Origin of the sequence: Rathayibacter sp. AY1D2, assembly GCF_002932695.1 — a bacterium.
Taxonomy (GTDB): Bacteria; Actinomycetota; Actinomycetes; order Actinomycetales; family Microbacteriaceae; genus Rathayibacter.
On record NZ_PSVX01000005.1, the window covers coordinates 66,676 to 89,515 of the forward strand.

Here is a 22,840-nt window from a genome sequence, read left to right on the forward strand (position 1 = left end):
CGGCGAACGTGGAGGCATGCTCTCCGATCACCTGCTCGACGCCCTCGCCGTCCTCCTCCCGCTGGAGTGCCCCGCCTGCGGAGAGCCGACGAGCCGGGCGCCCTGTCCGGACTGCTCGGCCGACGCGGCCGCCTCGGCCTGCCTGCTGACCCGCGTCGTCGGGCCGCCGGACGATCCGCTCCTCGTCGTCACCGGTGCCCCGTACGAGGGCACGGTGCGCCGCCTCGTCGTCGCGCTGAAGGAGGAGGGCCGGACGGCCTGCCTCGCCCCGCTCGGCGCGCTGCTGCGTCCGGCCCTCGGCGCGGCGCTCGCCGGCAGCCCCGGGATCCTGGTCGTCCCGCCCGGCTCCTGGCTCGGCCGCGTGCGGCGGGGCGCCGATCCCGTCGCGCAGCTGGTCGCCGCGGCGGGAGGGCGGGCGGCGCGTCCTCTCCGGCGGTCGCGGATGGTCCGCGACCAGGTCGGGCTCGGCCGCGTCGAGCGGCGCGGCAACCTCGACGGGGCGTTCCGCGCCCGCCGTCCGCTCTCGTCGTGGCCGCCGGTGGTCCTCGTCGACGACGTGGTCACCTCCGGCGCGACCCTGCTCGAGCTCCGGCGCGCCGTGCGTGCGGCCGGCGGGACGGTCCGGGCCGCGGCGGCCCTGGCCGGCACCGCGCAACGAGGAGGGAACGTAGCAGCAGAATCCGGACGAACTCCCGGTGACGATCCGGTGGCCGGGGTCTACGGTGGGGGCACGGCGTGAACGGTCCGCCCCGGAGAAAGGCGGCACGCCGTACTCGACTGGGAGGTTGTCATGGACATCGACATCACAGGACGCAACATCGACATCACCGATCGCTTCCGCGCGTACGCGACGGAGAAGTCGGACAAGGTGGCGCACCTCGCCGATCGTGCTCTCGCACTCGAGATCAAGGCGAGCAGGCACGCCGAGGGCAAGGGCTCGGCCGGCGGCGACCGCGTGGAGCTGACGCTGATCGGCAAGGGGCCCGTGGTCCGGGCCGAGGCGAGCGGAGCCGACAAGTACGCGGCGTTCGACGTCGCCATCGGCCGGCTGCTCGAACGGGTGAGACGCGCCAAGGACCGGAAGAAGGTCCATCGGGGCCAGCATCGGCCGACCTCGCTCCGCGACGCGGCCGCCGACGACTTCAGCGTCGTCGCCATCCAGCCGGCCGACGCGGCGGTGCTGGAGCAGCTGAGCACAGGCGTCATCCCCGTGCAGGAGGCGCCGGAGCCGGTGGAGGACGAGGTCGAGGAGCCGTACTGCCCCGTCGTCATCCGCAAGAAGGTCTTCGCCTCCGTCTCGATGACCGTCGACGACGCCGTCGACTACATGGAGCTGGTCGGACACGACTTCTACCTCTTCATCGACTCCGACACGAACCGCCCGAGCGTGGTCTACCGCCGCAAGGGCTGGGACTACGGCGTGATCGGCCTCGGCGACGAGGCCGACGAGCTCGCCGAGCAGGCCGCCGGCTGAGATCCGACCCCGGGCCCCGGAGCATCCGCTCCGGGGCCCTCCCCGTGCCCAGGCAGGGAGTCCGCCCAGGGCGGACGCGTCGCCCCGACCGCTCGCCGCCCGCCCCGGCTAGGCTGGTCGCGGTCCGCGCTCCGGCGCGCGACTCCTGTCTTCTACTTTTTTGGAGTACCCCGTGGCCTCTGTCCTCGAAAAGGTCCTTCGCGTCGGGGAGGGGCGGGTCATCCGCCGCCTCGAGAACTACGCGAAGGCCGTCAACGCCCTCGAAGAGGACTTCACGCACCTCAGCGACGAGGAGCTGAAGAACGAGACCGTCGAGCTGCGCGAGCGCTACTCGAACGGCGAGTCCCTCGACGACCTGCTGCCGGAGGCGTTCGCCGCCGTCCGCGAGGCCTCGCGCCGGACGCTCGGCCTCCGCCACTTCGACGTGCAGCTCATGGGCGGCGCCGCCCTGCACCTGGGCAACATCGCCGAGATGAAGACCGGAGAGGGCAAGACGCTCGTCGCGACCCTTCCGGCCTACCTCAACGCGATCGCCAGCCGCGGCGTGCACATCGTCACGGTCAACGACTTCCTCGCGTCGTACCAGTCCGAGCTGATGGGGCGCGTGTTCCGCGCCCTCGGCATGACGACCGGAGTGATCCTCTCGGGCCAGACCCCGGAGCAGCGCCGCGAGCAGTACTCGGCCGACATCACCTACGGCACGAACAACGAGTTCGGCTTCGACTACCTCCGCGACAACATGGCGTGGCAGGCGCAGGACATGGTCCAGCGCGGCCACTTCTACGCCATCGTCGACGAGGTCGACTCGATCCTCATCGACGAGGCCCGCACCCCGCTGATCATCTCCGGGCCGGCCTCGGGCGAGGCGAATCGCTGGTTCGCGGAGTTCGCCAACCTCGCCAAGCGCCTCGACGAGGGCGAGGACTTCGAGGTCGACGAGAAGAAGCGCACCGTCGGCGTCCTCGAGCCCGGCATCGAGAAGGTCGAGGACTACCTCGGCATCGACAACCTCTACGAGTCGGCGAACACCCCGCTGATCTCGTTCCTCAACAACGCCATCAAGGCGCGCGCGCTGTTCAAGAAGGACAAGGACTACGTCGTGCTGAACGGCGAGGTCCTGATCGTCGACGAGCACACCGGCCGCATCCTGGCCGGACGCCGCTACAACGAGGGCATCCACCAGGCCATCGAGGCGAAGGAGGGCGTGCAGGTCAAGGCCGAGAACCAGACCCTGGCGACCGTCACGCTCCAGAACTACTTCCGCCTTTACGCGAAGCTCTCCGGCATGACCGGAACGGCCGAGACCGAGGCCGCCGAGTTCATGTCGACCTACAAGCTCGGCGTCGTCCCGATCCCGACGAACCGCAAGATGCAGCGGATCGACAACGCCGACCTCGTCTACAAGAACGAGCAGGTCAAGTTCGCCCAGGTCGTCGAGGACATCGCGGAGCGCCACGCGGCCGGGCAGCCGGTCCTCGTCGGCACGACCAGCGTCGAGAAGAGCGAGTACCTCTCGCGCCTGCTCGCCAAGAAGGGCGTGCGCCATGAGGTCCTGAACGCCAAGAACCACGCGCGGGAGGCGGCCATCGTCGCCCAGGCCGGCCGCCTCGGCGCCGTCACCGTCGCGACCAACATGGCCGGTCGAGGCACCGACATCATGCTCGGCGGCAACGCCGAGTTCCTCGCGGTCTCCGAGATGACGGCCAAGGGCCTGAACCCCTCCGAGACTCCGGAGGAGTACGAGGCCGCGTGGGACGAGGTCTTCGCCGCCGTCAAGGAGAAGGTGGGCGAGGAGGCCGAGAAGGTCCAGGCCGCCGGCGGCCTCTACGTGCTCGGCACCGAGCGCCACGAGTCGCGCCGCATCGACAACCAGCTCCGCGGACGCTCGGGGCGCCAGGGCGACCCGGGGGAGAGCCGCTTCTACCTCTCGCTCACCGACGACCTCATGCGCCTGTTCAACTCCGGCGCCGCCGAGGCGCTCATGGGCCGCGGCAACGTCCCGGACGACATCGCCATCGAGTCGAAGGTCGTCTCGCGCGCCATCCGCAGCGCCCAGTCGCAGGTCGAGGCCCGCAACGCCGAGATCCGCAAGAACGTCCTCAAGTACGACGACGTCCTCAACCGCCAGCGCGAGGCGATCTACTCGGACCGCCGCCACATCCTCGAGGGCGACGACCTGCACGAGCGTACCCAGAAGTTCCTCGTCGACGTGATCGACGAGATCCTCGAGGTGCACACCGGCGACGGCAACGGCGACGACTGGGACTTCGACGCCCTCTGGACCGAGCTGAAGACGCTGTACCCGATCAGCCTCACCATCGACGAGGTGGTGCAGGAGGCGGGCAGCCGCGGCCGCATCAACAAGGAGTTCATGCGCCGCGAGATCCTCTCGGACGCGCAGCTCGCCTACCAGCGCCGCGAGGAGCAGCTGGGCTCTCCCGCCATGCGCGAGCTCGAGCGCCGTGTCGTGCTCTCGGTGATCGACCGCCGCTGGCGCGACCACCTCTACGAGATGGACTACCTCAAGGACGGCATCGGCCTGCGCGCGATGGCCCAGCGCGACCCGCTGGTCGAGTACCAGCGCGAGGGCTTCGCCCTGTTCCAGCAGATGATGGGGCAGATCCGCGAGGAGACCGTCGGCTTCCTCTTCAACCTCGAGGTCGAGGTGACCCAGAAGCAGGGCGAGGTCGCCGGAGTCGCGGCCAAGGGCCTCGCTCAGCCGGTCGCTCCGGCCGAGAAGCTCAGCTACTCGGCTCCGAGCGACACCGGCGGCGTCGAGGTCCGCGACCAGCGCGGACAGGTGCAGCAGGCGGCCACCGCGAAGGCCCGCGCCGAGGAGGCCCGCAAGGCGCTCCCCGAGGGCGACGCGGAGGAGACTCCGACGACCGGCGCCTTCGGCCAGAAGCCGGGCGGCTCGGACGCCCCCGCCAACCGCGAGGAGCGACGCGCGCAGTCCAAGCGCCGCTGAGTCCTCCCCGGACGACGCCGACGGCCCCGGTCCCGCAGCAGCGGGTGTCCGGGGCCTTCGGCGTTCCTGCGGAGGCTCGGACCCCGCCTCGCCCGCCGTCAGGACTCGCCGCGCGCGAGGGCCGAGACGAAGCCGCCGGCGAAGGTGTCGCCGAGGCCGATCGTCGTCGGCCGGTCCGTCTCGAGGACGAGCCCCGGGACGCAGCTGGCCTCGAGCGCCGACTCCACCGCTGCGCACACCGCTTGCGAGCAGGGCTGGGGAGGGAGTCCGCCGACGCGGTCGTAGTCGGCGCCGGTGAAGCCGTCCCCGAGGAGGTCGCGGAGCTCGGTCGCGCGGATCATCTCGTCACCGACGCCCCGCCGCCCCCGGAGCTCGAGGAGGCCCTGCGCGACAGGGGAGTGGAGATCGTGCTCCCGGCCGGTGCGGCCGCCCCGGAGCGCTGACCCGTTCCTCACAGCACGTTGATCGCGGTGGCACGCCAGCGCGCGTCCGTGCCTTCGAGCCGGATCGCGACGGCCCGGCTCCGTGCGCGGTGATGCACCAGCACGACTCCCTCGACGACACCGTCCCGCGGCTCCGTGACGATCACCCGTCCGACCGTGAACGGGACGCGCTGCGCCGTCCGCTTCCGCAGGCTGCGGGCGCGGGCCGCGAGCACGACCCGCTTCTGCAGGTGGTGGTAGACCTCGTCGCTCAGCCACCGCGCGATCTGGTCGATCTCGCGCGAGCCCTCGAGGATCTCGATCACGAGGTGCGTGAGCCGGGCGAGTAGGGGCTCCGGTTCGGGCAGCTCCGCGCGGGTCGCAGGCTGCGGAGCGAAGAACTCCGCGAGGGTGAGCCGCTCCACGGCCGCCTCGGGGTCGAGGGGGAGGGTGCGGTAGTCGAAGGCGTGGAGGGGAAGGCTCATGCGGCGATCTCCTGGGGCAGGACGAGCTGTTCACGGGTCCGGGTCACCTCTCTGCTCGACGGGCGGGGCGCGCTGGGTCGGCACGCGAGGACGACCTCATCGAAGCAGTCGAGGGATGCTCATGGAAGGCAGAGGCGCAGACTGTGGATAATCGTCGGCCGTCCCGAGCTGTGGACAGCGAGCCCGGCGTGCGCCGCCCGGCCGCGCCCTAGGCTTGTCGGGTGTCGACCCTCAGTGACCTCGTCCTCTCCCACGGCCGATCCGACGAAGCGGACGTCGAATGGCTGCACCTGCTCGTCGGCGACCTGCAGCTGCTCGCCGACCTGGCCTTCGCGGACATCGTGCTCTGGGTGCCCACGGCCGACGACAGCTTCGTCGCCGTCGCCCACGCGCGCCCCAGCAGCGCGGCGACGCTCTTCTACCGCGACTTCGTCGGGCAGAGGATCAAGTCGGAGTGGCGCGCCCAGGTCGTCGAGGCGTTCGAGACCGCGCGGATCGTCGACACCTCCGCCCCGGACTGGTTCGAGGAGACGCCCACCCGCGTGCGCGCGGTGCCCGTCCTGCGCCGCCTGGGGGCCTCCGACGGCGGGACGACGGACCGCCCCATCGCGGTCGTCACGCGCCACACCAACCTCAGCGAGACGCGCACGCCGAGCCGGCAGGAGCTGACGTTCAACGACTGCGCGAACGACCTCTTCTCGATGATCGCCTCGGGCGACTTCCCGGACCTGGGCGCGCCGACCGGTCCTCGTCGCGGGGCGCCGCGCGCGTCCGACGGACTGATCCGCCTGGACGTCGACGGCGTCACCACGTTCGCGAGCCCCAACGCCCTCTCGGCGTTCAACCGCATCGGCTTCGCCGACGAGCTCGAGGGGGAGTCGCTCGCCGAGGTCACCACGAAGCTGATCGCGGGGAAGGTCGTCATCGACGAGTCGCTCCCGCTGGTCGTGACCGGCCGGGCGCCGTGGCGCACCGACATCGAGGCCCGCGGAGTGACGGTGTCGCTGCGCGCGATCCCGATCCGCGACCGCGGCGAGCGGGTCGGCGCCGTTGTCCTGTGCCGCGACGTGACGGAGCTGCGCCACCAGGAGCGGGAGCTCATCACCAAGGACGCGACGATCCGCGAGATCCACCACCGCGTGAAGAACAACCTGCAGACCGTGGCCTCGCTGCTGCGGATCCAGGCCAGGCGCACCCACTCCGACCTCGCCCGGGAGGCGCTCACGCAGGCGATGCGCCGCGTCGCCGCCATCGCGGTCGTGCACGACACGCTCTCGGAGGGGCTGAACCAGAACGTCGACTTCGACGCGGTCTTCGACCGGGTGCTGCTGCTGATCGCCGAGGTCGCCTCGACCCACAACACCACGGTGCACCCGAAGCTGACGGGGAGCTTCGGCAATCTGCCCAGCGAGTACGCGACTCCGCTCGCCCTCGCCCTGACCGAGCTGGTCACCAACGCCGTCGAGCACGGCCTGGCCGGACGGGAGGGCGACGTGGAGATCGTCGCCTCGCGCAGCGATGACGAGCTCACGGTGAAGGTGCGCGACACGGGCGTCGGGCTGCCGGAGGGCAAGGTCGGATCGGGCCTGGGCACGCAGATCGTGCGCACGCTCATCCAGGGCGAGCTCGGCGGCACCATCGACTGGCACACGCTCGTCGGGCGCGGCACCGAGGTCACCATCGAGGTGCCGCTGCGGTGGCTGGAGCGCGCCCGCTCCTGAGCCCGGAGACGACGCGACCCCCGCTGCCGAGAGGCGACGGGGGTCGGGGTCGTTCGTGCCGCCGAGCGGCTCGTGCGCCTAGGAGGCGCGTCGTGCGCGGGCGGCGCGGCGCTTCAGGGCTCGGCGCTCGTCCTCGCTGAGGCCGCCCCACACGCCCGAGTCCTGGCCGGTCTCGAGGGCGTACTGGAGGCAGACCTCGGTGACGGTGCAGCGTGCGCACACCGACTTCGCCTTCTCGATCTGGTCCACGGCCGGGCCGGTGTTGCCGACCGGGAAGAAAAGCTCGGGGTCTGCGGTGAGGCAAGCGGCCTTGTCGCGCCAGTCCATGCGGGTGCTCCTTGTGTGAAGGCGTGCGTGGAGGAACCACGCAGTGTTCGGGTGGGATGATCGATCCACGCCGACGATCCCGACCAGTACTCGACCTCCGCGCCCTCACCCGCGCACGCCACGAGGCCCCGTGCTGGAGCGCGGGGTGGATCGGGGTGGTGGACGGGAGAACGCTCGGTTCTTGCCGGTGCACTCGACGCGATGCGCGAGCACTGCGTCGGCCACCCGGCTCCAGTGCTGGTCATCCGGCTCGCCCCCGTGCCTGACGGCGCGGCGCGATCGGATGTTCACATCGGCGGAAACCCACGACCCTGTGAGCGGTGAAACGAACTGGACTAGCCTGTCACGGGGATGAGCCCGAATCAAGAGTCCTGGATGGGATGTGCCTGTGACCGCTGACGCGAACGGGTCCCGCGGACCCCGCCCGACCGCCTCCCGGCCGCTCGGTCTGGTGGTGCTGATCGCGGTCCTGGCGCTCGAGACGCTCGCCGTGGCCGGGGTCGCGGCGTGGCTCGTGCTCGAGCTGCTGACGACCCGGGCCGACACGGTCGGCGGAGGGATCGCCATCGTCGTCCTCGCGCTGATCGCCGTGTGCTGGGCCGCCGCGACGACGCTCGGCGCCGTGCGACGGCGTGGCTGGATGCGCGCGTCGGCGCTGACGATCCAGCTGGTGATGATGGCCGTGGCGCTCGGCGCCTTCCAGGGCCAGTACGCCGTGCCCGACATCGGCTGGGCGCTGCTGGCGCCGGCCGTGGTGGCCGTCGTCGCGCTGTTCCTCCCGAGCGTGGTCGCCGCCACTCGTCGCGATCCGGCCGTGTAGCCGGACGGCTGGCGCGCCGCCGCTCGCGGGTGCGACGCTGGAGGGACCCCCTCCTCGACACGGAAGCGACGCGCATGGACTCCACCCGACTCGGCTCCAGCGGCCTGCAGATCTCCTCGATCGTCCTCGGCTGCATGAGCTTCGGCGCTCCCGACCGCGGTGCCCACGGCTGGAGCATGGGCGAGGAGGAGTCGCGGACCTTCCTCCGGCGGGCGCTGGAGCTCGGCGTCACCACGTTCGACACGGCGGACGTCTACTCCGACGGCACGAGCGAGGAGTTCGTCGGCCGGGCGCTCGCGGACTTCGCGGTCCGCGAGGAGGTCGTGATCGCCACGAAGGTCCACGGGCGGATGCGCCCCGGCCCCAACGGCGGCGGCCTCTCGCGGCGGCACATCCTCAGCGCGATCGACGACAGCCTCCGGCGTCTCGGCACGGACTACGTCGACCTCTACCAGATCCACCGCTGGGACCCCGAGACGCCGATCGAGGAGACGATGGAGACGCTCCACGACGTCGTCCGCTCGGGCAGGGCGCGCTACATCGGCGCCTCGAGCATGTGGGCGTGGCAGTTCGCGAAGGCGCAGTACACCGCGGATCTGGGCGGCTGGACGCGGTTCGTCTCGATGCAGGACCAGTACAACCTGATCCAGCGCGAGGACGAGCGCGAGCTGCACCCCTTCTGCGTCGACCAGGGAGTCGGCGTGATCCCGTGGTCGCCGCTCGCCCGGGGCCGGCTCACCCGCGACTGGGACGAGACCACGGCGCGCACCGAGACCGACGTCTTCGGCGGCACCCTCTACCGCCAGCAGGAGGAGGCCGACCGGCGGACCGTCGCGACCGTCGCACGCATCGCCGAGCAGCGCGGCGTGCCCCGTGCGCAGGTGGCGCTCGCCTGGGTCCGGCAGCAGGAGGCGGTCACCGCTCCGATCGTCGGAGCCACGAAGCTCCACCACCTCGACGACGCAGTCGCGTCGCTGGACGTGGAGCTGACCGCCGACGAGCTGGAGGCGCTGGGCGCCGACTACGCACCGCGCGCCAACGAGGGGTTCTGATCCGGCCGATGCGCCACCGCTGATCCGCCCGAGCGGTCTCCGCTACGCTTCCTCTCGAAGATGACGGAAGCTCGGAGCGGGAGGCGGCATGGCGAGGAGTGCCGGGGATCCGTTAGGGGCGCGCTACCGCCTGCTCGAGCGGATCGGCTCGGGTGCCGCGGGCGAGGTGTGGCGCGTCGCCGACGCGCAGGGGCCGGACCGCGCGGCGAAGCTCCTCCGCGATGAGCACGTGCACGACGCGGGCCTGGTCGAGCGGTTCGTCCGTGAGAGGTCGGTGCTCACCCGTCTGCGGCACCCGCACGTCGTGGAGGTGCTCGACCTCGTCGTGGAGGGGGAGACGCTCGGGATCGTGATGGAGCTCGTCGGCGGCGGATCGCTGCGGGAGCTGCTGCGGGACGAGGGCACCCTCCCGGCGGTCGATGCGCTGCCCGTGGCGGCCTCGATCCTCGACGCTCTCGCCGCCGCGCATGCGATCGGCACGGTCCACCGGGACGTGAAGCCCGACAACGTCCTGCTCGCGGAGGGTGCGGACGATGCGGGCTCCGCCGTCCGCGTCTCCGACTTCGGCATCGCTCACGTGGTCGCCGAGGGGCCGCGCGCGACGACGGGTGTCATCGGGACGCCGGAGTACCTCTCGCCCGAGATGCTCGCCACCGGAGCGGCCGGCCCGCCGAGCGACGTCTACTCGACGGGGATCCTGCTCTACGAGCTGCTGTGCGGCCGGACCCCCTTCGCGGGCCCCGGCGCCGACGTCGCGGTCGCCTACCGGCACGTCGCGATGCTCCCGCCGCCGCTGGATCTGCCGCCGCGGCTCGCGTCGCTCCTGGACCGGATGCTCGCGAAGGATCCGGCGTCGCGGCCGACGGCTGCGGAGGCGGCGGGGATCCTGCGACGCCTCTCCCCGGCGCTGGCCGGGCTGCCGGCGCTGCCGCTCGCGGCGGGCGCGGCGGAGTTCGAGGAGGCCGAGCGCCCGGGCACGGTCCTCCGCGGGATGGCGGTGGAGATGTCGTCGGAGCCGGTGGAGGAGGGGCCCGCTCCCGAGCTCGGCCCGTCGTCGCAGGCGACCGTGCTCCGCCCGGTGCCGCGCCGCGAGCTGCGCCTGGCGGAACGGCCGTTCGAGGCTCCTGCTCGGCGGGGGCGCGGCGGACGTCTGCGGATGATCCTCGCCGCCGTCGGCGCCGGCGTCCTGCTCATCGGGGCGGTGCTCCTCGCCGTCCAGCCGCGCGGCGGCGGAGCACGGGCCTCGGCGCCGGAGGCCGACCTGTCGGCCCGGCAGCAGGACCGGCCGCTGCCGACGGGTCTCGGAGTGACGCGATCGGCCACCTGGGACGCGGAGCGGCGGGCCGTGGTCGTCGAGATCTCCTACTCCGCCCAGAGCGCGCCCCTCTCGGGGTCCTTCCTCGAGGTGCTGCCGGGCCCGGACGCGGCGGCGGCGTGCCCCGCGGCCAGCTGGTCCGGAGTGACGGCGGTGCGCAACCGGCCGAGCGACACCGGAGTCGGGGTCGGCTGCGGTTGGAGCCTGACGGACCTGCACGTCCCGGCGCAGGGGATCGTCGACGTCACGGCGACCGTGCCGATCGCGGTGGCCGAGCAGAGCGCCCTGGACGGGTGGCTCGCGGCGGCCGCTTCAGCGACGGCACGGGCAGTGGCCGACCCGGCGGTCACCGGGACGGCGTATCCCGTGCAGCGGCTGCGGGATGTGCGGATCGAGACTCCCGCGCGGACGGTCGGCCGGACCCCGCTGCCGGTGACGCTGGTGCCGGTCTGGCCGAGCGGGGCGGACCCCGTGAATCCCCTGCTGGCGACGCCGTCGTCCGCGCCGGCGAGCAGCATGCTCGACGCGATCGCGGGCGGAGTGGAGGGCGTGCGGTTCAGCGACGGCTGCGGCGGCGCGGTCGCCGTGTCGTCCGACGGGCTGACGGTGACCGCCCTCACGGTGACTCCGTCCTGCGAGCTGCGCGCCCGAGTGGGCGCGTTCTCGGACCTCTCGAGCAGTCCCTTCGCGATCACCACTCGCGAGTGAGTCGACCTCCCGCGCCAGTGTGGAGCCGTCGACGCCACGCGTGCCGTCTACGCGGTCTCGCCTCCTACCATGACGAGACATCCTCATGAAACCACGGTGGAGTGGGGAGCGGGCGGGACGGTCCCGTCCGCAGGGGTAGAAAGGTGTGATCCATGTCACGTGTTCTCTCGACCGACGAGGCGAAGTCCGCGATCCAGCAGATCCAGTCGATCGTCAACGGCGGCCTCGCCGATCAGATCAGCCGCCTCGACGCACAGGGGCGGACACTGTCCGATCCGAATATCTGGGACGGTCCGCTGGCCTCGCAGTTCCGCTCGTCGACCTGGCCGGAGACGAAGTCGGCCCTCGAGAAGGCCAAGCAGGAGCTCGAGGAGCTGCGCAGCCAGCTGGCGACGATCTCGCAGAACATCTTCGCCGCCGGCGGAGGGAGCTGACCGGCCGTCCCGCCCCTGCGTGCTCCGGCGAGCGGGGGCGGGACGTGCTCGTCGTCGCCGCGCTCCTTCCTCCGCGCACCTCCATCGGTGCGTCTCGGGGTGATCGGAGCGCTCTCGAGGAGGACGCGCCGATCGACTCGGTGGCGGAGGCGCGATCACCCGCGCGAGGGCGCTGATCAGCCGCCGTCCGCCGGCGTCGGCGAGACCGACTGCACGAAGTGGATCTCGCCGTCGAGACTGACGAAGCCCCGGCCCACCGTGGGCGGGACGGGGAAGCGCCGCGGGATCTGCGCGCCGAGGAGAGTGCCGTCGTTGTCGACGTCGGGCTGGAGCAGCAGCACGGAGCGGGAGGCCGCCGCCTTCTTCGTCCAGTTCCCGAAATGGCTGCGGAGCTCGCTCGACCGGCCGGCCAGCACGACGCAGAGTCCCGGGCGACCCGACGAGACCAGCCTCCTCAGCGCCTGGTCGGTGTCGTCCCAGCGTTCGGCGTCGTCGAGGAGGAGCAGCACGGGGCCCTCCTCCGTCGACAGCGACGCGAGGAGGGTGCGGAGCTCCTCCGCGCCCACGGCGAGACGGTCGAGGTCGGCGCCCCTGAGCGGGGAGCGTCGATCGCACACTCCCCAGACGGCGACCGAGCCGGCGGCCCGCGCCGCCTCGGCCAGGGCGAGCAGCACGGTCGACTTGCCCGATCGGGCGGGTCCGGCGATGACGACGTGCTCGCCCTCGAAGACCTGGAACGCCAGCGGGGCGAGGTCCGACTCGCCGAGGCCGATCGGGAGCAGCCACGGCTCGCGATCGAAGCGGGCCTCGATCCCGAGTGCGCTCACGGCGACCCTGTCGGGAAGCGTGCCGACCGTGCTCGTCCTGCCGCGCGCGTCCGGCCAGGCGGCCGCGAGCTCGGCGATCGCGTCGTCGAGACCGGCCCTCGGAGTCGCGACCTGCGTCTGCAGGAGCGACGAGGTGATGACGCAGCGCCCCGGCACCGCTGCCGGCGCCTGCACCGGCTTCACCCCGGCGGCGGCGTAGTCCTGCGGGTCGGCGAGGCGGAACAGCCACTTCTGCGTCGTGACCTCCTCCATCACCGAGGGGATCGCCCTCGCCCGGGTGCTCGTCACCGCGAAGTGCAGGCCGAGCTCCGGTCCGTCGGCGTAGGCGCGGGTGAACTCCTCCAGCAGGGCCAGGCCCTCCCAGTCCTGGAACTCGTCCTTCAGAGTCGCGAGACCGTCGATGAGCACCAGCGCACGACGGTGGCCCCCGGGCGATGCTCGGCGCCGGCGCACTTCGTCGCGCAGGTGACGGAGGAACCGGGTCTGCTTCTCGTGAGATCCGCCACCTGCTCCGGCGTAGGAGACGGTGTGCGGGAGTCGCGCGAGCGGGGCGGAGTCGCGGGAACCGGCATCGAGGACGTAGAGGTCGAGCTCGTCCGGAGGGAAGTGGCGGGCGGCCGTCAGCGCGATCGACGCGAGCGCCGTGCTGGTGCCGCTGCCGGGGATGCCGATGAGGAGCAGGTTCCCCTCGCCCAGGTCCCAGCCGGTCGGCGACCGGCGCTGCCGGTCGGGGTCGTCCGAGAGTGCGACGTGCAGGACCTCGCCGACGACGCGACCGAGGTCGGACTCCTCCGCACCGAACCCGCTGAGGGCCACGGTGTCCTCGAGCGGCTCCGGCCAGATCGGGCGGGGAGGGCCGAAGCCGGAAGCGGCGTCCGCCTCGACCACCGCGTCGATCAGGAGATCGAGATCGGTCGGGGCCGTCTCGTCGGCGGCGACCGGGGAGGGGCCCTCGACGGGGACGCCTGTGTGTCCGACCGGGCGGACCTCGATCGCTTCGACGGCCGCCGCCTCCGCGCGACCGGTGACCAGCGCCGTCTGGACGGGTGAGATGTCGTTCTGGCCCCGCTTCACGTACGCCCGGCCGGTCTGGGAGCGGGAGATCCCGGCCGCGCTCGCGACTCCGATCACGTCGGCGGAGTCGTCCCGGCTCTGCACCCGGAGGGCGACGCGGAGGTTGGTGTTGGCGAGGATGTCGTCGTTCACCACTCCGGCAGGACGCTGGGTGGCGAGGATCATGTGCACGCCGAGCGTACGGCCGACCGCGGCGACGCTCACGAGGGACGTCAGGACGTCGGGATGCTCCTTCGCGAGAACGGCGAACTCGTCGACGACGAGCAGGAGCCGCGGCATCGGCTCCGGCGGCGAGGTGGCCCAGTACGCGTCGAGGTCGTCGACACCCTCGCCGGCGGCGGCGAAGAGCCGCTGACGACGCCGCATCTCGGCCTCGAGCGAGCGCAGCGCGCGGTCGGCGAGCTGGGCGTCGAGGTTGCTGATGGTGCCGATCGTGTGCGGGAGCCGCTCGCAGGACGCGAACGCTGCACCCCCCTTGAAGTCGATGAGCACGAAGGTGAGGCGCGTCGGATCGTTCCAGGCCGCGAGGCCGGCCACGAAGGAGCGCAGGAACTCGCTCTTGCCCGAGCCCGTGGTGCCGCCGACCAGGCCGTGCGGGCCGTCGGCGACGAGATCGAGCACGAGCGGACCGTGCTCGGACGAGCCGACGGGCGCGCGCACGCCCCGGGCGCTCGACCACCACCCCCGGACGTCCGCGGCGGTCGGACGATCGGCGCCCAGCAGGGGCGGCAGCCGCACGAGCGCGGGGAGAGCCGCCCCCGCGGTGACGAGCTCCGGGTCCTCGAAGCGCGCCAGGTCGCGCGCACAGCGCTCGGCCGTGGAGGAGGCGAGACCGGCGAGCACCACGTCCTCGACGGTGATCCGCTCGTCGGGCCGGGAGAGGACCGCCGAGGCGTCCGCTCCGACCCGGACGACGACCGTGCAGGAGGCGGGGAGCTGCTCCTCCGACGCCGCGAGCACGAGGCCGGAGATCCGGATCGCCGCCTCGCGCTCGCCGCGGCCGAGTCCGAGGAGCTCGCGCGCCGGAGCGGCGCGTCCCTCGGTCAGCACGTCGGAGTCGAGCACCAGGAGCACGCGCGGCGAGTCCTCCTCGCGGAGGGCGCGGAGGAGCTCGGAGCTGCGGTCGCGCCGGTCGGAGAGGCGGCGTCCGCCCCCGGGCAGACGCGTGTGGGGGAGCCAGGAGGCCCAGCTCCAGTCGGAGTCGCGTCGCCGGTCGCAGAACATCCCGATCGCCAGGTCGGCCGGACCGCAGTGGACCGCCGCCTGGCAGAGCAGGCTCCTCGCCAGAGCGAGGCCGCCCTCGCGGTCGCCGACGATCCCGACGACGCCCGAGTCCGCGAGATCGATGGACACGGGCGCGCTCGGGACGACGCTCACCGCCAGGATCGCGCGCACCTCCTCCTCGAGCCGCGGCACTCCGCGCTGATCGAGCGGGGGAGACCACGGGACGTCGCCGACGCCGATGTGCAGGCGGAGCACATCGGCGGAGGTCGCGCGCCGCTGCCACAGCGACGTGGCGGGCAGCGCCGCCCGGCGGATCGTCGTCGCCGGGTCGGGCGCGTCCTCCTCGAGGCGGGCCCGTTCGACACGCGCGGAACGGGCGATGGCGTCGCGGAGCGTCTGCAGCGCCTCGCCGTAGCGCTGCTCCTCGGACCGGGTCGCTCGGGCGTGCCGGTGCCGCTGCTCGAACCACAGGCCCACTCCGGCCACGGGGCTGAGCGCGGCGAAGAGGGCGTAGCGCGCATCGCCCATGATGAGGACCATCGCGAAGGCGAGGACGAGCGGCGCGGCGACGGTGATCACGCTGAAGGTCGTGGCGGAGGCGATCTCGAGGCGGGCCGGCGGGACGACCGCCTCGCCGGCCGCCGGACGTCCCGGTCGCGGCGGCCGGTTGAAGGGCACGGTCGCCGTCGCGGAGACGTTGTCCGCGCTCCCCGGCTCGGGCGCGAGGAGCTCGGGAGGCGCGGGGCGCAGTCGGAGAGCCGCCCCACCGGCGATCACGACCACGGCGTCGGAGACGAGGACCCCGTCCCCGGTCGCGGAGACGCCGTCGACCAGAGTGCCGTTGGTGCTGTCGGCGTCGCGCACCCGCAGGCCGTCGCCCTCGCGGGTCACCGAGAAGTGCTCCCAGGAGGCGCTCGCCGTGTCGAGGACGACGTCGGCGTGCGGGGAGCGGCCCACGATCAGCGCACGGCCCCGCGGGATCTCGACCACGGCTCCCGCGCCGAGACCGCCCGACAGCACGGCCGTCCACCCGCGGGCCGCGGCAGGTCGGGGCAGGGGGGAGCGGGCGATCCGCGTTCCCTCGAGCAGCAGCAGATCGGCCAGCCGGGTCTCCACAGGATGCAGGGCGGTGTCGACGGCGAGGGCCGTCCCGGGCGGGAGGCGGTGCCCGGTGGCGGTGGCGATCAGCTCGCCGAGTGTCGCGGAGTCGCGGTGGCGGCCGAGGTCGATGTCGGAGCGGGTGCCGTCGAGGTCGAGGAGGAGTCGCACCGGGGGCTCACGGTCGGGGCTGTCCGGCGAACCAGAGCAGCGGCGGGTCGGCGGGCCGCAGGCCGAGACGCTGCGGCGAGGAGTGGAGGGGGAGTGCCGGGGCGTCCAGAGCGTGCGCGGCGCCGAAGTCGAGCGGCGGACCGGCGAGCCCGTCCGTCGGTCCGATCGTGGATCCCCGTAGTGCGGCGGCGACCGCCGAGGGTCCCCTGCTGCCTGCGACGGCCGCGGCTCGCACGAGCGCCACGACGGCGTCGTGGCTGGGGGCGTCCGCGACCGCGGCGAGATCGCGGAACGCGCGGTCGCCGAGGAGGGTCGCCCGCGCGACATCGTCGGCGGTCATCCGCACGGCCCCCAGGAACGCGGAGGCGGCGCGTCCGCGCTCGTCGCCGCGGAGGGCGACCGCGTCGCCGGAATCCGTGCCGATCGTCGTCAGATCTCCCGAGAGGGTGCCTCCGGCCGCGGCCAGGGCGGGAGCGAAGGCGGGGCTCAGCGCGTCGGGCGTGAGCAGGATCGGGACGGACGCCCCCGCCGCCTGCAGAGCTGCGACCGCCGTCGCCTGCGCCGCGGCGGGGCCGGACACGACGACGCGCTCGACCGCCGGCTCGCCCTCGAGGTGCGGGCGGGCGGCGGTGATGATCACGTCCGCGGTGGCGCCGGGATCGGCGGTCACCGTCGCGGCGGGCGAGAGACCGGTCGGGGTGCCTCCACCGGTGTCGACGAGGAGTACCCGGGCGCCTCCGCCGGCCTCCTCCACGAGTGCCGCGTCGGCCGAGGCAGTGTCGGGTCCGAGGGACCAGACGCCGTCGCCGGGCAGGGCGGGGCCACCTCCGTACGGGAGGACGGCCGCTGTCCCCGCGGCCCGAGCGGCGTCCACGGCCGCAGCGGTGTGGGTGCCGTGGGTCGCGAGGACGAGGCCGGACACGCCCTGCCCCGTCAGCTCCTCGACGGCGGCGCGGGCACCCTCGGGCGTCCCGTGGTCGTCGACGGCGACGAGACCGATCTCGCAGCCGCCCATCGCTGACCGGTGCGCGGCGACGACGGCGCCGTTCGCCGCGTCCTTCCATTCCGCGCCCTCGCCCGGAGCCGAGCTGAGCGAGACCACCACCCCGAGCGTCATCCGCTCGGGCACCCGGGCGCACGAGAAGCCGACAGGCAGAGCGGCGACCTCCGTCATCGGAGCCGACTGCGGGGGCAGGAGGGAGACGAGGGCACCGCTGACGCCGAGGAGGGCGACGGCGCCGCCGACCAGCATCGTGGTCCGTCGAGCGGTGCGGGGGTGCTGCGCCGCGCGCCTGCCCAGGCGGGTCATCGCTCGTCCCCGATCTGGAAGGAGTAGACCGTCCGGGTCCGCGTGCCCTCGGGCAGGTCGAGGTGGAACGCGGGAAGCGCATCCCCGGCGCGGAGGGAGGCCCGCTCCTGGGCCTGCGCCAGCAGGATGCCCGAGACGTCCTCGGACCGCACCGCGGCGTAGCCCCGTGCGCTCTGCGAGGCGAGGGCGAGCTGCACGTCGGCGGTGCCGACCTTCGCGGCACTCGTGGTCATCGATCCGAGCAGGCCGGAGCCGCCGACCGTCCGGTCGCCGAGGTCCAGGAGCACCTTGTGCAGATCGGCTGCGAGGAGCGCGGCGGCCGCGTCGGTGTCGCGGGTCGAGGCGTCGATCGTCGTCGCGATGCCGGCCAGGGAGGCGCGCGTCCGCTCGGAGACGGCCCCGCCGATCCGGGCCTCCGCGGTGCGGAGATCCCGGTGCCCGGCGTCCACCGTCGCCGCACCGTCGGAGCGGATGCCGGAGGAGGCCGTGCGCAGACTCGAGACCGACCGGCCGAACATCGCGACGACCGCGTCGGCGTCGGCGCCGGAGCGCGTCGAGATCCGCCGCACCTGCTCGTCGAGGAGTGCGGTGACCGCGGATGCGGCGGCCGTGTCCGCCTCGGCGAACGCCTCCTGGATCGCCGGTGCGAGAGCGTCCTGCTGGGCGCCGAGAGCGTCGATGCGGGTGCCGAGGGCGTCGCGCTGAGCGGTCAGCGCGTCGACGCCGGTGCGGAGGGAGGCGAGTAGGCCGGTGAGGCGCGCGTCGTCCGCGCCGGCCGTCGCGCCGGCCTCGGCCACGCCGCTGCGGACCGTGGCGAGCGCGGCGCGCAGGGCGGCGAGGTCGGCACTAGCGCCGGTGCTGCCGACGGTGGAGGCGACGGCGGTCCACGCGTGGACCTGGTCGCTCAGCCGGTCGGCCAGGGGGGCCGGATAGCCGTCGGGAGCGTCGAGGCGGCCCGTGCCGGAGCAGGGCGTCGCGGTCAGGTAGGCGCGGAGCTCCTCGACGGAGCCCCGGGTCACCTCCACGGGTGCGCGCGTCGGGCGCCCGGTCGGCGTGGGTGCGGCAGCAGGGGACTGTGTCGCCGGCGACAGCTCGCAGAGCCGATCGGCCAGCTCCTGGTTCTGCGCCGACAGCGACCCCGTGCTGGTCGGCGTGCCGAGCTCGTCCAGGGCGGTCGTGGCGGCGGTGCCGACCGAGGCGACCGTCGTCTCCAGGCCCGCGGTGTCCGCGTCGAGCTCGTCCAGCGTCGCCGACAGGGCGGCGAGTGCCCGGGTGACGGATCCCTCCGGGTCGGCCAGGGTGTCCACCGAGGCCGACGCGGCGTCCACCTTGCTCGCGAGGGCGGCGAACCCGGCCTGCACGCCGTCCATCAGCTCCGGCTGCAGAGAGTCGACGAGGTCCTGCCCGCGATCGAGCATCCCGAGCAGCACGGTGTCGACGGCGGCTCCGGAGGCGGCGAGGGAGCAGGTGGTCGAGGGTGCCGTGCAGGTCTCGGCGGAGGGCTGTGCCGGCCCCGCGGCAGCACGGACAGCCGCGACGACCTCGTCGCGGCAGGACTCGGCCGCCGTCCCGTACGCGTCGAGCTCGGCCGTGAGCCGCAGCAGCTCGGAGTGGATCGAGCCGGAGCGGCCGCCGTCGACGGCGACTCCGCATCCGCTGCCCGAGACCGTCGGCGGCGGCACCGCGGCCGATGTGTCGCCCAGCAGGGCGTCCACCGCGTCGATCGCCTCGGACAGCTGCGCCAGCAGGCCGGACTCGGTGCCCGAGACCGTCGACGACAGCTGCGCCCGGAGCGCGCCGAGCTGCCCGGAGAGGCTCTGCATCGAGGCCGCCGTCGAGGCGGCGCCGGCCCGCAGCTCCTCGGCCGTGCGGACACCGAGAGTCTCGGAGGTCGCGTCGAGCGAGGCCCGCACCTCGGCGACGGTGGTGCCGGCCTGGGTCAGCAGGTCGTCCACCGCGGTGACGACCTCGATCGTGCGGCGCTCGAGGGCGAGCGGCGAGGCGTCGGAGGAGTCGAACGCGGCGCCCAGCGCCCCCTCGGTGGTCGGGTCGGTGCTCAGGCCGGGCTGGACCGCCAGGTCGAAGGCGGGGACGGCGAAGTCGGCGACGTCGGCGACGAGGGTCAGCGTCGCCGTCGCGCCACCGCCCGGGGGAGCGAGGAGAGCGGCCCACTGCACGACGGCGTCTCCGTGCTCGTCACGGCTGAGCACGCCGTTGGTGACGGCCCCCGACTCGCTCTCGGTGACGACGCGACTCGGCGAGACGCCCGGCAGGACCGCGGAGGCTGCGATCGTCAGCGGAGCGCCGACGAGTGCACTGCGGCGGGCTGCCCGACCGGCCGCGTCGAACGCGACCTCCTCGGGTCGGACCGTCAGGTTCTCCACCGCGAGCGAGATCTCGATCCGACCCGAGCGCCCGGCGAGGCCGGCCGGATCGGTGCCCGAGGCGTCGGCGGTACGCCACGAGGGCCGCACACGGACCGGCAGGTCGGCGGCGACCTCGGGGGGATTGTAGACGGTGGTGGTCGCCGAGGTGTCGGACGGGTCGTCGCCGACGGCGAGGGCCGTCCCCTCGATCGCACGGACACCCCCGTCGAACGAGACGGCGACGGACACCGCCTGCAGCACCCTGGCGGCGGTGAGCGCCGGCTCCGGTGGCGTGCAGCCCGCCAGTACAGCGGCCACGACCGCGATCGCCGCTGCGGCCGTCGTCCTGCGAGCATTCGAGCGCACCCTGACCACCCCTCGTCCCGACGGGGCACCGGGCGGTGCCGCTCACGTCGACATGAGAGATGCTCGCAGATGAGCGGAACCCCGAGAGCCGGTGGCGCACGATGACCTGCACCGCGCGCCCCGGGGTCAGACGAGCTTCAGCTTCTTGCGGAGCGCCTGCACGTGCCCGGTCGCCCGGACGCCGTACTGCGCGAACTCGAGCGCTCCCTCGGCTCCGACGACGAACGTCGAGCGCAGCACGCCGACGACGGTCTTGCCGTAGAGGCTCTTCTCGCCCCACACCGCGTACGCGCGGTGCACGGTCATGTCGGGGTCGCTCAGCAGCGGGTACGCGATGCCCTGGGCGTCGGCCCAGCGGCGCAGCGCCTCCGGGGCGTCCCGCGAGATCCCGAGGACCTCGTAGCCGGAGTCGCGGAGGGACGCCGCGTTGTCGCGGAAGTCGCAGGCCTCCGTGGTGCAGCCGGGGGTGTCGGCCTCGGGGTAGAAGAACAGGATGACGCGCCGTCCGCGGTAGTCCGCGAGCGAGACGGGCTCGCCGTCCTGGTTCGGCAGCGTGAACTCCGGAGCGGAGTCGCCGGCGGCGAGGCGCGCCTCGGCGGGGAGGGGGGAGAGGTCGGTCATCGTCTGCTTCCGTCGGTCGTGGCGAAGGTGGTCAGGAGGCGCTGGAGCGAGTCGAGGCGCTCCGGTCCGCTGGCGCCCAGCAGTCCGCCCTCGACCGCCTCGATGATGGCGCAGTCGGGGGAGTCGGGCAGGTGCGTGCAGCCGCGCGGGCAGTCCCGGGCGATCACGGCGAGTGTCGTGAACGCGCCGAGGATGTTGTCGGTGTTCACGTGGCCGAGTCCGAACGAGCGGACGCCGGGGGTGTCGATGACCCAGCCGTGCCGGTCGCCGCGCTCCACGCGGAGCGAGACGGTGGAGGACGAGGTGTGCCGACCGCGGCCCGTCACGGTGTTGACGCGCCCGATGGCCCGGTGCGCGTCCGGGACGAGCTTGTTCACGAGGGTGGACTTGCCGACTCCGGAGTGCCCGACGACCACGGTCTCGTGGCCGAGGAGGGCGTCGGCGATCTCGTCGACCGGCGGCTCGTCCTGGCTCGAGAGGAACACGCGGAGGTCGAGCCCCTCGAAGTTGCGGAGGAACGGGGCCGGGTCCGCGAGGTCGGTCTTGGTGATGCAGAGCATCGGAGTGATCCCGGCGTCGAAGGCGGCGACCAGGTAGCGGTCGACCAGCCGGGTCCGGGGCTCGGGGTCGGCGGCGGCCACCACGCAGAGCATCTGGTCGGCGTTGGCGACGATCACGCGCTCGATCGCGTCGGTGTCGTCGGCGCTGCGGCGGAGGAGGGTCGACCGCTCGCGGATGCGGACGATGCGGGCGAGCGTCCCCTCGTCCCCGCTGGAGTCCCCGACCACGTCGACGCGGTCGCCGGCCACGATCGCCTGGCGCCGCAGCTCGCGGGCCCGGGCCGCCGTGAACTCGTGCTCCTCGGGCGTCCCGTCGCCGATCATCACCGTGTAGCGACCCCGGTCGACGCCGAGCACCATCGCGATCTCGGCGTCCTCGTAGGCGGGCCGGTTCTTGGTCCGGGGCTTCGTGCCCTTCGGGTTCGGGCGCACCCGCGCGTCCGACTCGTCGTACCCGTCGAAGTCGTCGAGAGCACCGTCGGCGTCGAGGCCGCTGTCCGTCCACCACGACACGGGTCAGACCGATCCGGCGAGGGTCGTCCACAGCTCCGGGAACTGCGGGAGGGTCTTCGCTGTCGTCGCGACGTCCTCGATCACCACGCCGGGGACCACGAGGCCGATCAGAGCGCCGGCGTGGGCCATGCGGTGGTCGGAGTAGGTGCGCCAGCGGCCGCCGTGGAGCTCGGCGGGCTCGATGCGCAGACCGTCCTCGAGCTCCGTGACCCGGCCGCCGAGGCCGGTGATCTCGGCGGCGAGGGCGGCGAGGCGGTCCGTCTCGTGGTGGCGGATGTGGCCGATCCCGGTCAGGGTGCTGGGAGTGGAGGCCAGCGCGGCGAGGGCGGCGAGGGCGGGGGCGAGCTCGCCTCCCTCCGACAGATCGAGGTCCACGCCCAGGATCTCGTCGCCGCCGGTGACCACGAGGTCCTCGCCGTCCCGCTCGACCCGGGCGCCGAACAGCGGCAGGATCCGCTCGAGGTGCGCCCCGACCTGCGTGGTGACGGTCGGCCAGTGGCGCAGCCGGACGCGGCCGCCCGTGACGAGGGCCGCAGCGAGGAACGGCGCGGCGTTCGAGAGGTCGGGCTCGATCAGCACGTCGGCGCCGGCGATGGGCTGCGGCGCGACGGTCCACTCGCCGTCGGCGGGCGTGCCGACCTCGACGCCCCGTGCCGCCAGTGCGGCGACGGTCATGTCGATGTGGGGCCGGGAGGGGACGGCGCTGCCCTCGTGGCGCAGGTGCAGTCCCTCCTCGAAGCGTGCGCCGGCCAGCAGGAGCGCCGAGACGAACTGGCTCGACCGCGAGGCGTCGACGACGACGTCGCCGCCCCGGACGGCCCCGGAGCCGTGGACGGTGAAGGGGAGCGCGCCGCGGCCGTCGTCGGCGACGTCGACGCCGAGCGCGCGGAGGGAGGCGATCGTCGCCCCCATCGGCCGCTTCGCCGCGTACGCGTCGCCGTCGAAGGTGGTGGGGCCGAGCGCGAGGCCGGCCAGCGGCGGGACG

The 22,840-nt window shown here is 73.5% G+C and carries 17 protein-coding genes; 8 read left to right on the top strand and 9 right to left on the bottom strand.

Features of this window, described 5'->3' with window-relative positions; all coding sequences use genetic code 11:
- Positions 1-16 precede the first annotated feature (16 nt).
- The 3 genes from C5D04_RS02250 (at position 17) to secA (ending at position 4,442) form a co-directional block, all read left to right on the top strand.
- Positions 17-739: a ComF family protein gene (locus C5D04_RS02250; RefSeq protein WP_104347158.1), complete on the top strand. Its 723-nt coding sequence runs from the start codon at positions 17-19 to the stop codon at positions 737-739.
- A gap of 51 nt (positions 740-790) precedes the next feature.
- The gene (gene hpf, locus C5D04_RS02255) at positions 791-1,474 is read left to right on the top strand and encodes a ribosome hibernation-promoting factor, HPF/YfiA family (protein WP_104224131.1); all 684 of its coding nucleotides are present in this window, start codon (positions 791-793) and stop codon (positions 1,472-1,474) included.
- A gap of 172 nt (positions 1,475-1,646) precedes the next feature.
- A complete protein-coding gene (secA, locus tag C5D04_RS02260; protein ID WP_104347159.1) occupies positions 1,647-4,442 on the top strand; it encodes a preprotein translocase subunit SecA in 2,796 nt (931 codons plus the stop codon).
- Between the two features lie 98 nt (positions 4,443-4,540).
- On the opposite strand, the gene C5D04_RS02265 is transcribed toward secA, so the two are convergent.
- A complete protein-coding gene (locus C5D04_RS02265) occupies positions 4,541-4,783 on the bottom strand; it encodes a carbohydrate kinase family protein (RefSeq protein ID WP_146087826.1) in 243 nt (80 codons plus the stop codon).
- Positions 4,784-4,893: 110 nt separating this feature from the next.
- On the bottom strand, positions 4,894-5,349 hold the full coding sequence (locus tag C5D04_RS02270; RefSeq protein ID WP_219812255.1) for an Rv3235 family protein: 456 nt from the start codon (positions 5,347-5,349) through the stop codon (positions 4,894-4,896).
- Between the two features lie 221 nt (positions 5,350-5,570).
- On the opposite strand from C5D04_RS02270, the gene C5D04_RS02275 reads away from it, so the two are divergent.
- Positions 5,571-7,070 carry a sensor histidine kinase gene (locus tag C5D04_RS02275; protein ID WP_104224128.1) on the top strand — a complete coding sequence of 500 codons (1,500 nt, stop codon included), beginning with the start codon at positions 5,571-5,573 and terminating at the stop codon, positions 7,068-7,070.
- A 78-nt stretch (positions 7,071-7,148) separates the two neighbouring features.
- Here the strand turns inward: C5D04_RS02275 and C5D04_RS02280 are convergent, their stop codons facing one another.
- A complete protein-coding gene (locus tag C5D04_RS02280; RefSeq protein WP_055788231.1) occupies positions 7,149-7,397 on the bottom strand; it encodes a WhiB family transcriptional regulator in 249 nt (82 codons plus the stop codon).
- Between the two features lie 388 nt (positions 7,398-7,785).
- Here C5D04_RS02280 and C5D04_RS02285 point away from each other — a divergent pair, with 388 nt between their 5' ends.
- The 4 genes from C5D04_RS02285 (at position 7,786) to C5D04_RS02300 (ending at position 11,726) form a co-directional block, all read left to right on the top strand.
- Complete coding sequence (locus C5D04_RS02285) at positions 7,786-8,217, top strand: hypothetical protein (protein WP_104255262.1); 432 nt, start codon at positions 7,786-7,788, stop codon at positions 8,215-8,217.
- Positions 8,218-8,291: 74 nt separating this feature from the next.
- Positions 8,292-9,269 carry an aldo/keto reductase gene (locus C5D04_RS02290; RefSeq protein WP_104257096.1) on the top strand — a complete coding sequence of 326 codons (978 nt, stop codon included), beginning with the start codon at positions 8,292-8,294 and terminating at the stop codon, positions 9,267-9,269.
- Positions 9,270-9,357: 88 nt separating this feature from the next.
- Positions 9,358-11,292, top strand: coding sequence for a serine/threonine-protein kinase (locus tag C5D04_RS02295; RefSeq protein WP_104347161.1), 1,935 nt, complete (start codon positions 9,358-9,360; stop codon positions 11,290-11,292).
- Positions 11,293-11,444: 152 nt separating this feature from the next.
- Entirely contained in the window at positions 11,445-11,726 is a 282-nt protein-coding gene (locus tag C5D04_RS02300) for a pyrophosphorylase (protein ID WP_104347162.1), read from the top strand.
- A 176-nt stretch (positions 11,727-11,902) separates the two neighbouring features.
- Here the strand turns inward: C5D04_RS02300 and C5D04_RS02305 are convergent, their stop codons facing one another.
- From C5D04_RS02305 to C5D04_RS02330, 6 genes are all read right to left on the bottom strand, one after another.
- Positions 11,903-16,120: an FtsK/SpoIIIE domain-containing protein gene (locus C5D04_RS02305; RefSeq protein WP_104347163.1), complete on the bottom strand. Its 4,218-nt coding sequence runs from the start codon at positions 16,118-16,120 to the stop codon at positions 11,903-11,905.
- A gap of 7 nt (positions 16,121-16,127) precedes the next feature.
- Positions 16,128-17,429, bottom strand: coding sequence for a hypothetical protein (locus C5D04_RS02310; RefSeq protein WP_146087827.1), 1,302 nt, complete (start codon positions 17,427-17,429; stop codon positions 16,128-16,130).
- On the bottom strand, positions 17,426-20,161 hold the full coding sequence (locus C5D04_RS02315; RefSeq protein ID WP_146087828.1) for a hypothetical protein: 2,736 nt from the start codon (positions 20,159-20,161) through the stop codon (positions 17,426-17,428). Before C5D04_RS02315 ends, C5D04_RS02310 begins: the two co-directional genes overlap by 4 nt.
- A gap of 126 nt (positions 20,162-20,287) precedes the next feature.
- A complete protein-coding gene (bcp, locus tag C5D04_RS02320) occupies positions 20,288-20,782 on the bottom strand; it encodes a thioredoxin-dependent thiol peroxidase (protein WP_104232788.1) in 495 nt (164 codons plus the stop codon).
- Positions 20,779-21,855: a ribosome small subunit-dependent GTPase A gene (gene rsgA / locus C5D04_RS02325; protein WP_104224119.1), complete on the bottom strand. Its 1,077-nt coding sequence runs from the start codon at positions 21,853-21,855 to the stop codon at positions 20,779-20,781. Before rsgA ends, bcp begins: the two co-directional genes overlap by 4 nt.
- Before the next feature lie 3 nt (positions 21,856-21,858).
- The coding region (locus C5D04_RS02330) for a 3-phosphoshikimate 1-carboxyvinyltransferase (protein WP_104347166.1) at positions 21,859-22,840 on the bottom strand (982 nt) is incomplete at its 5' end.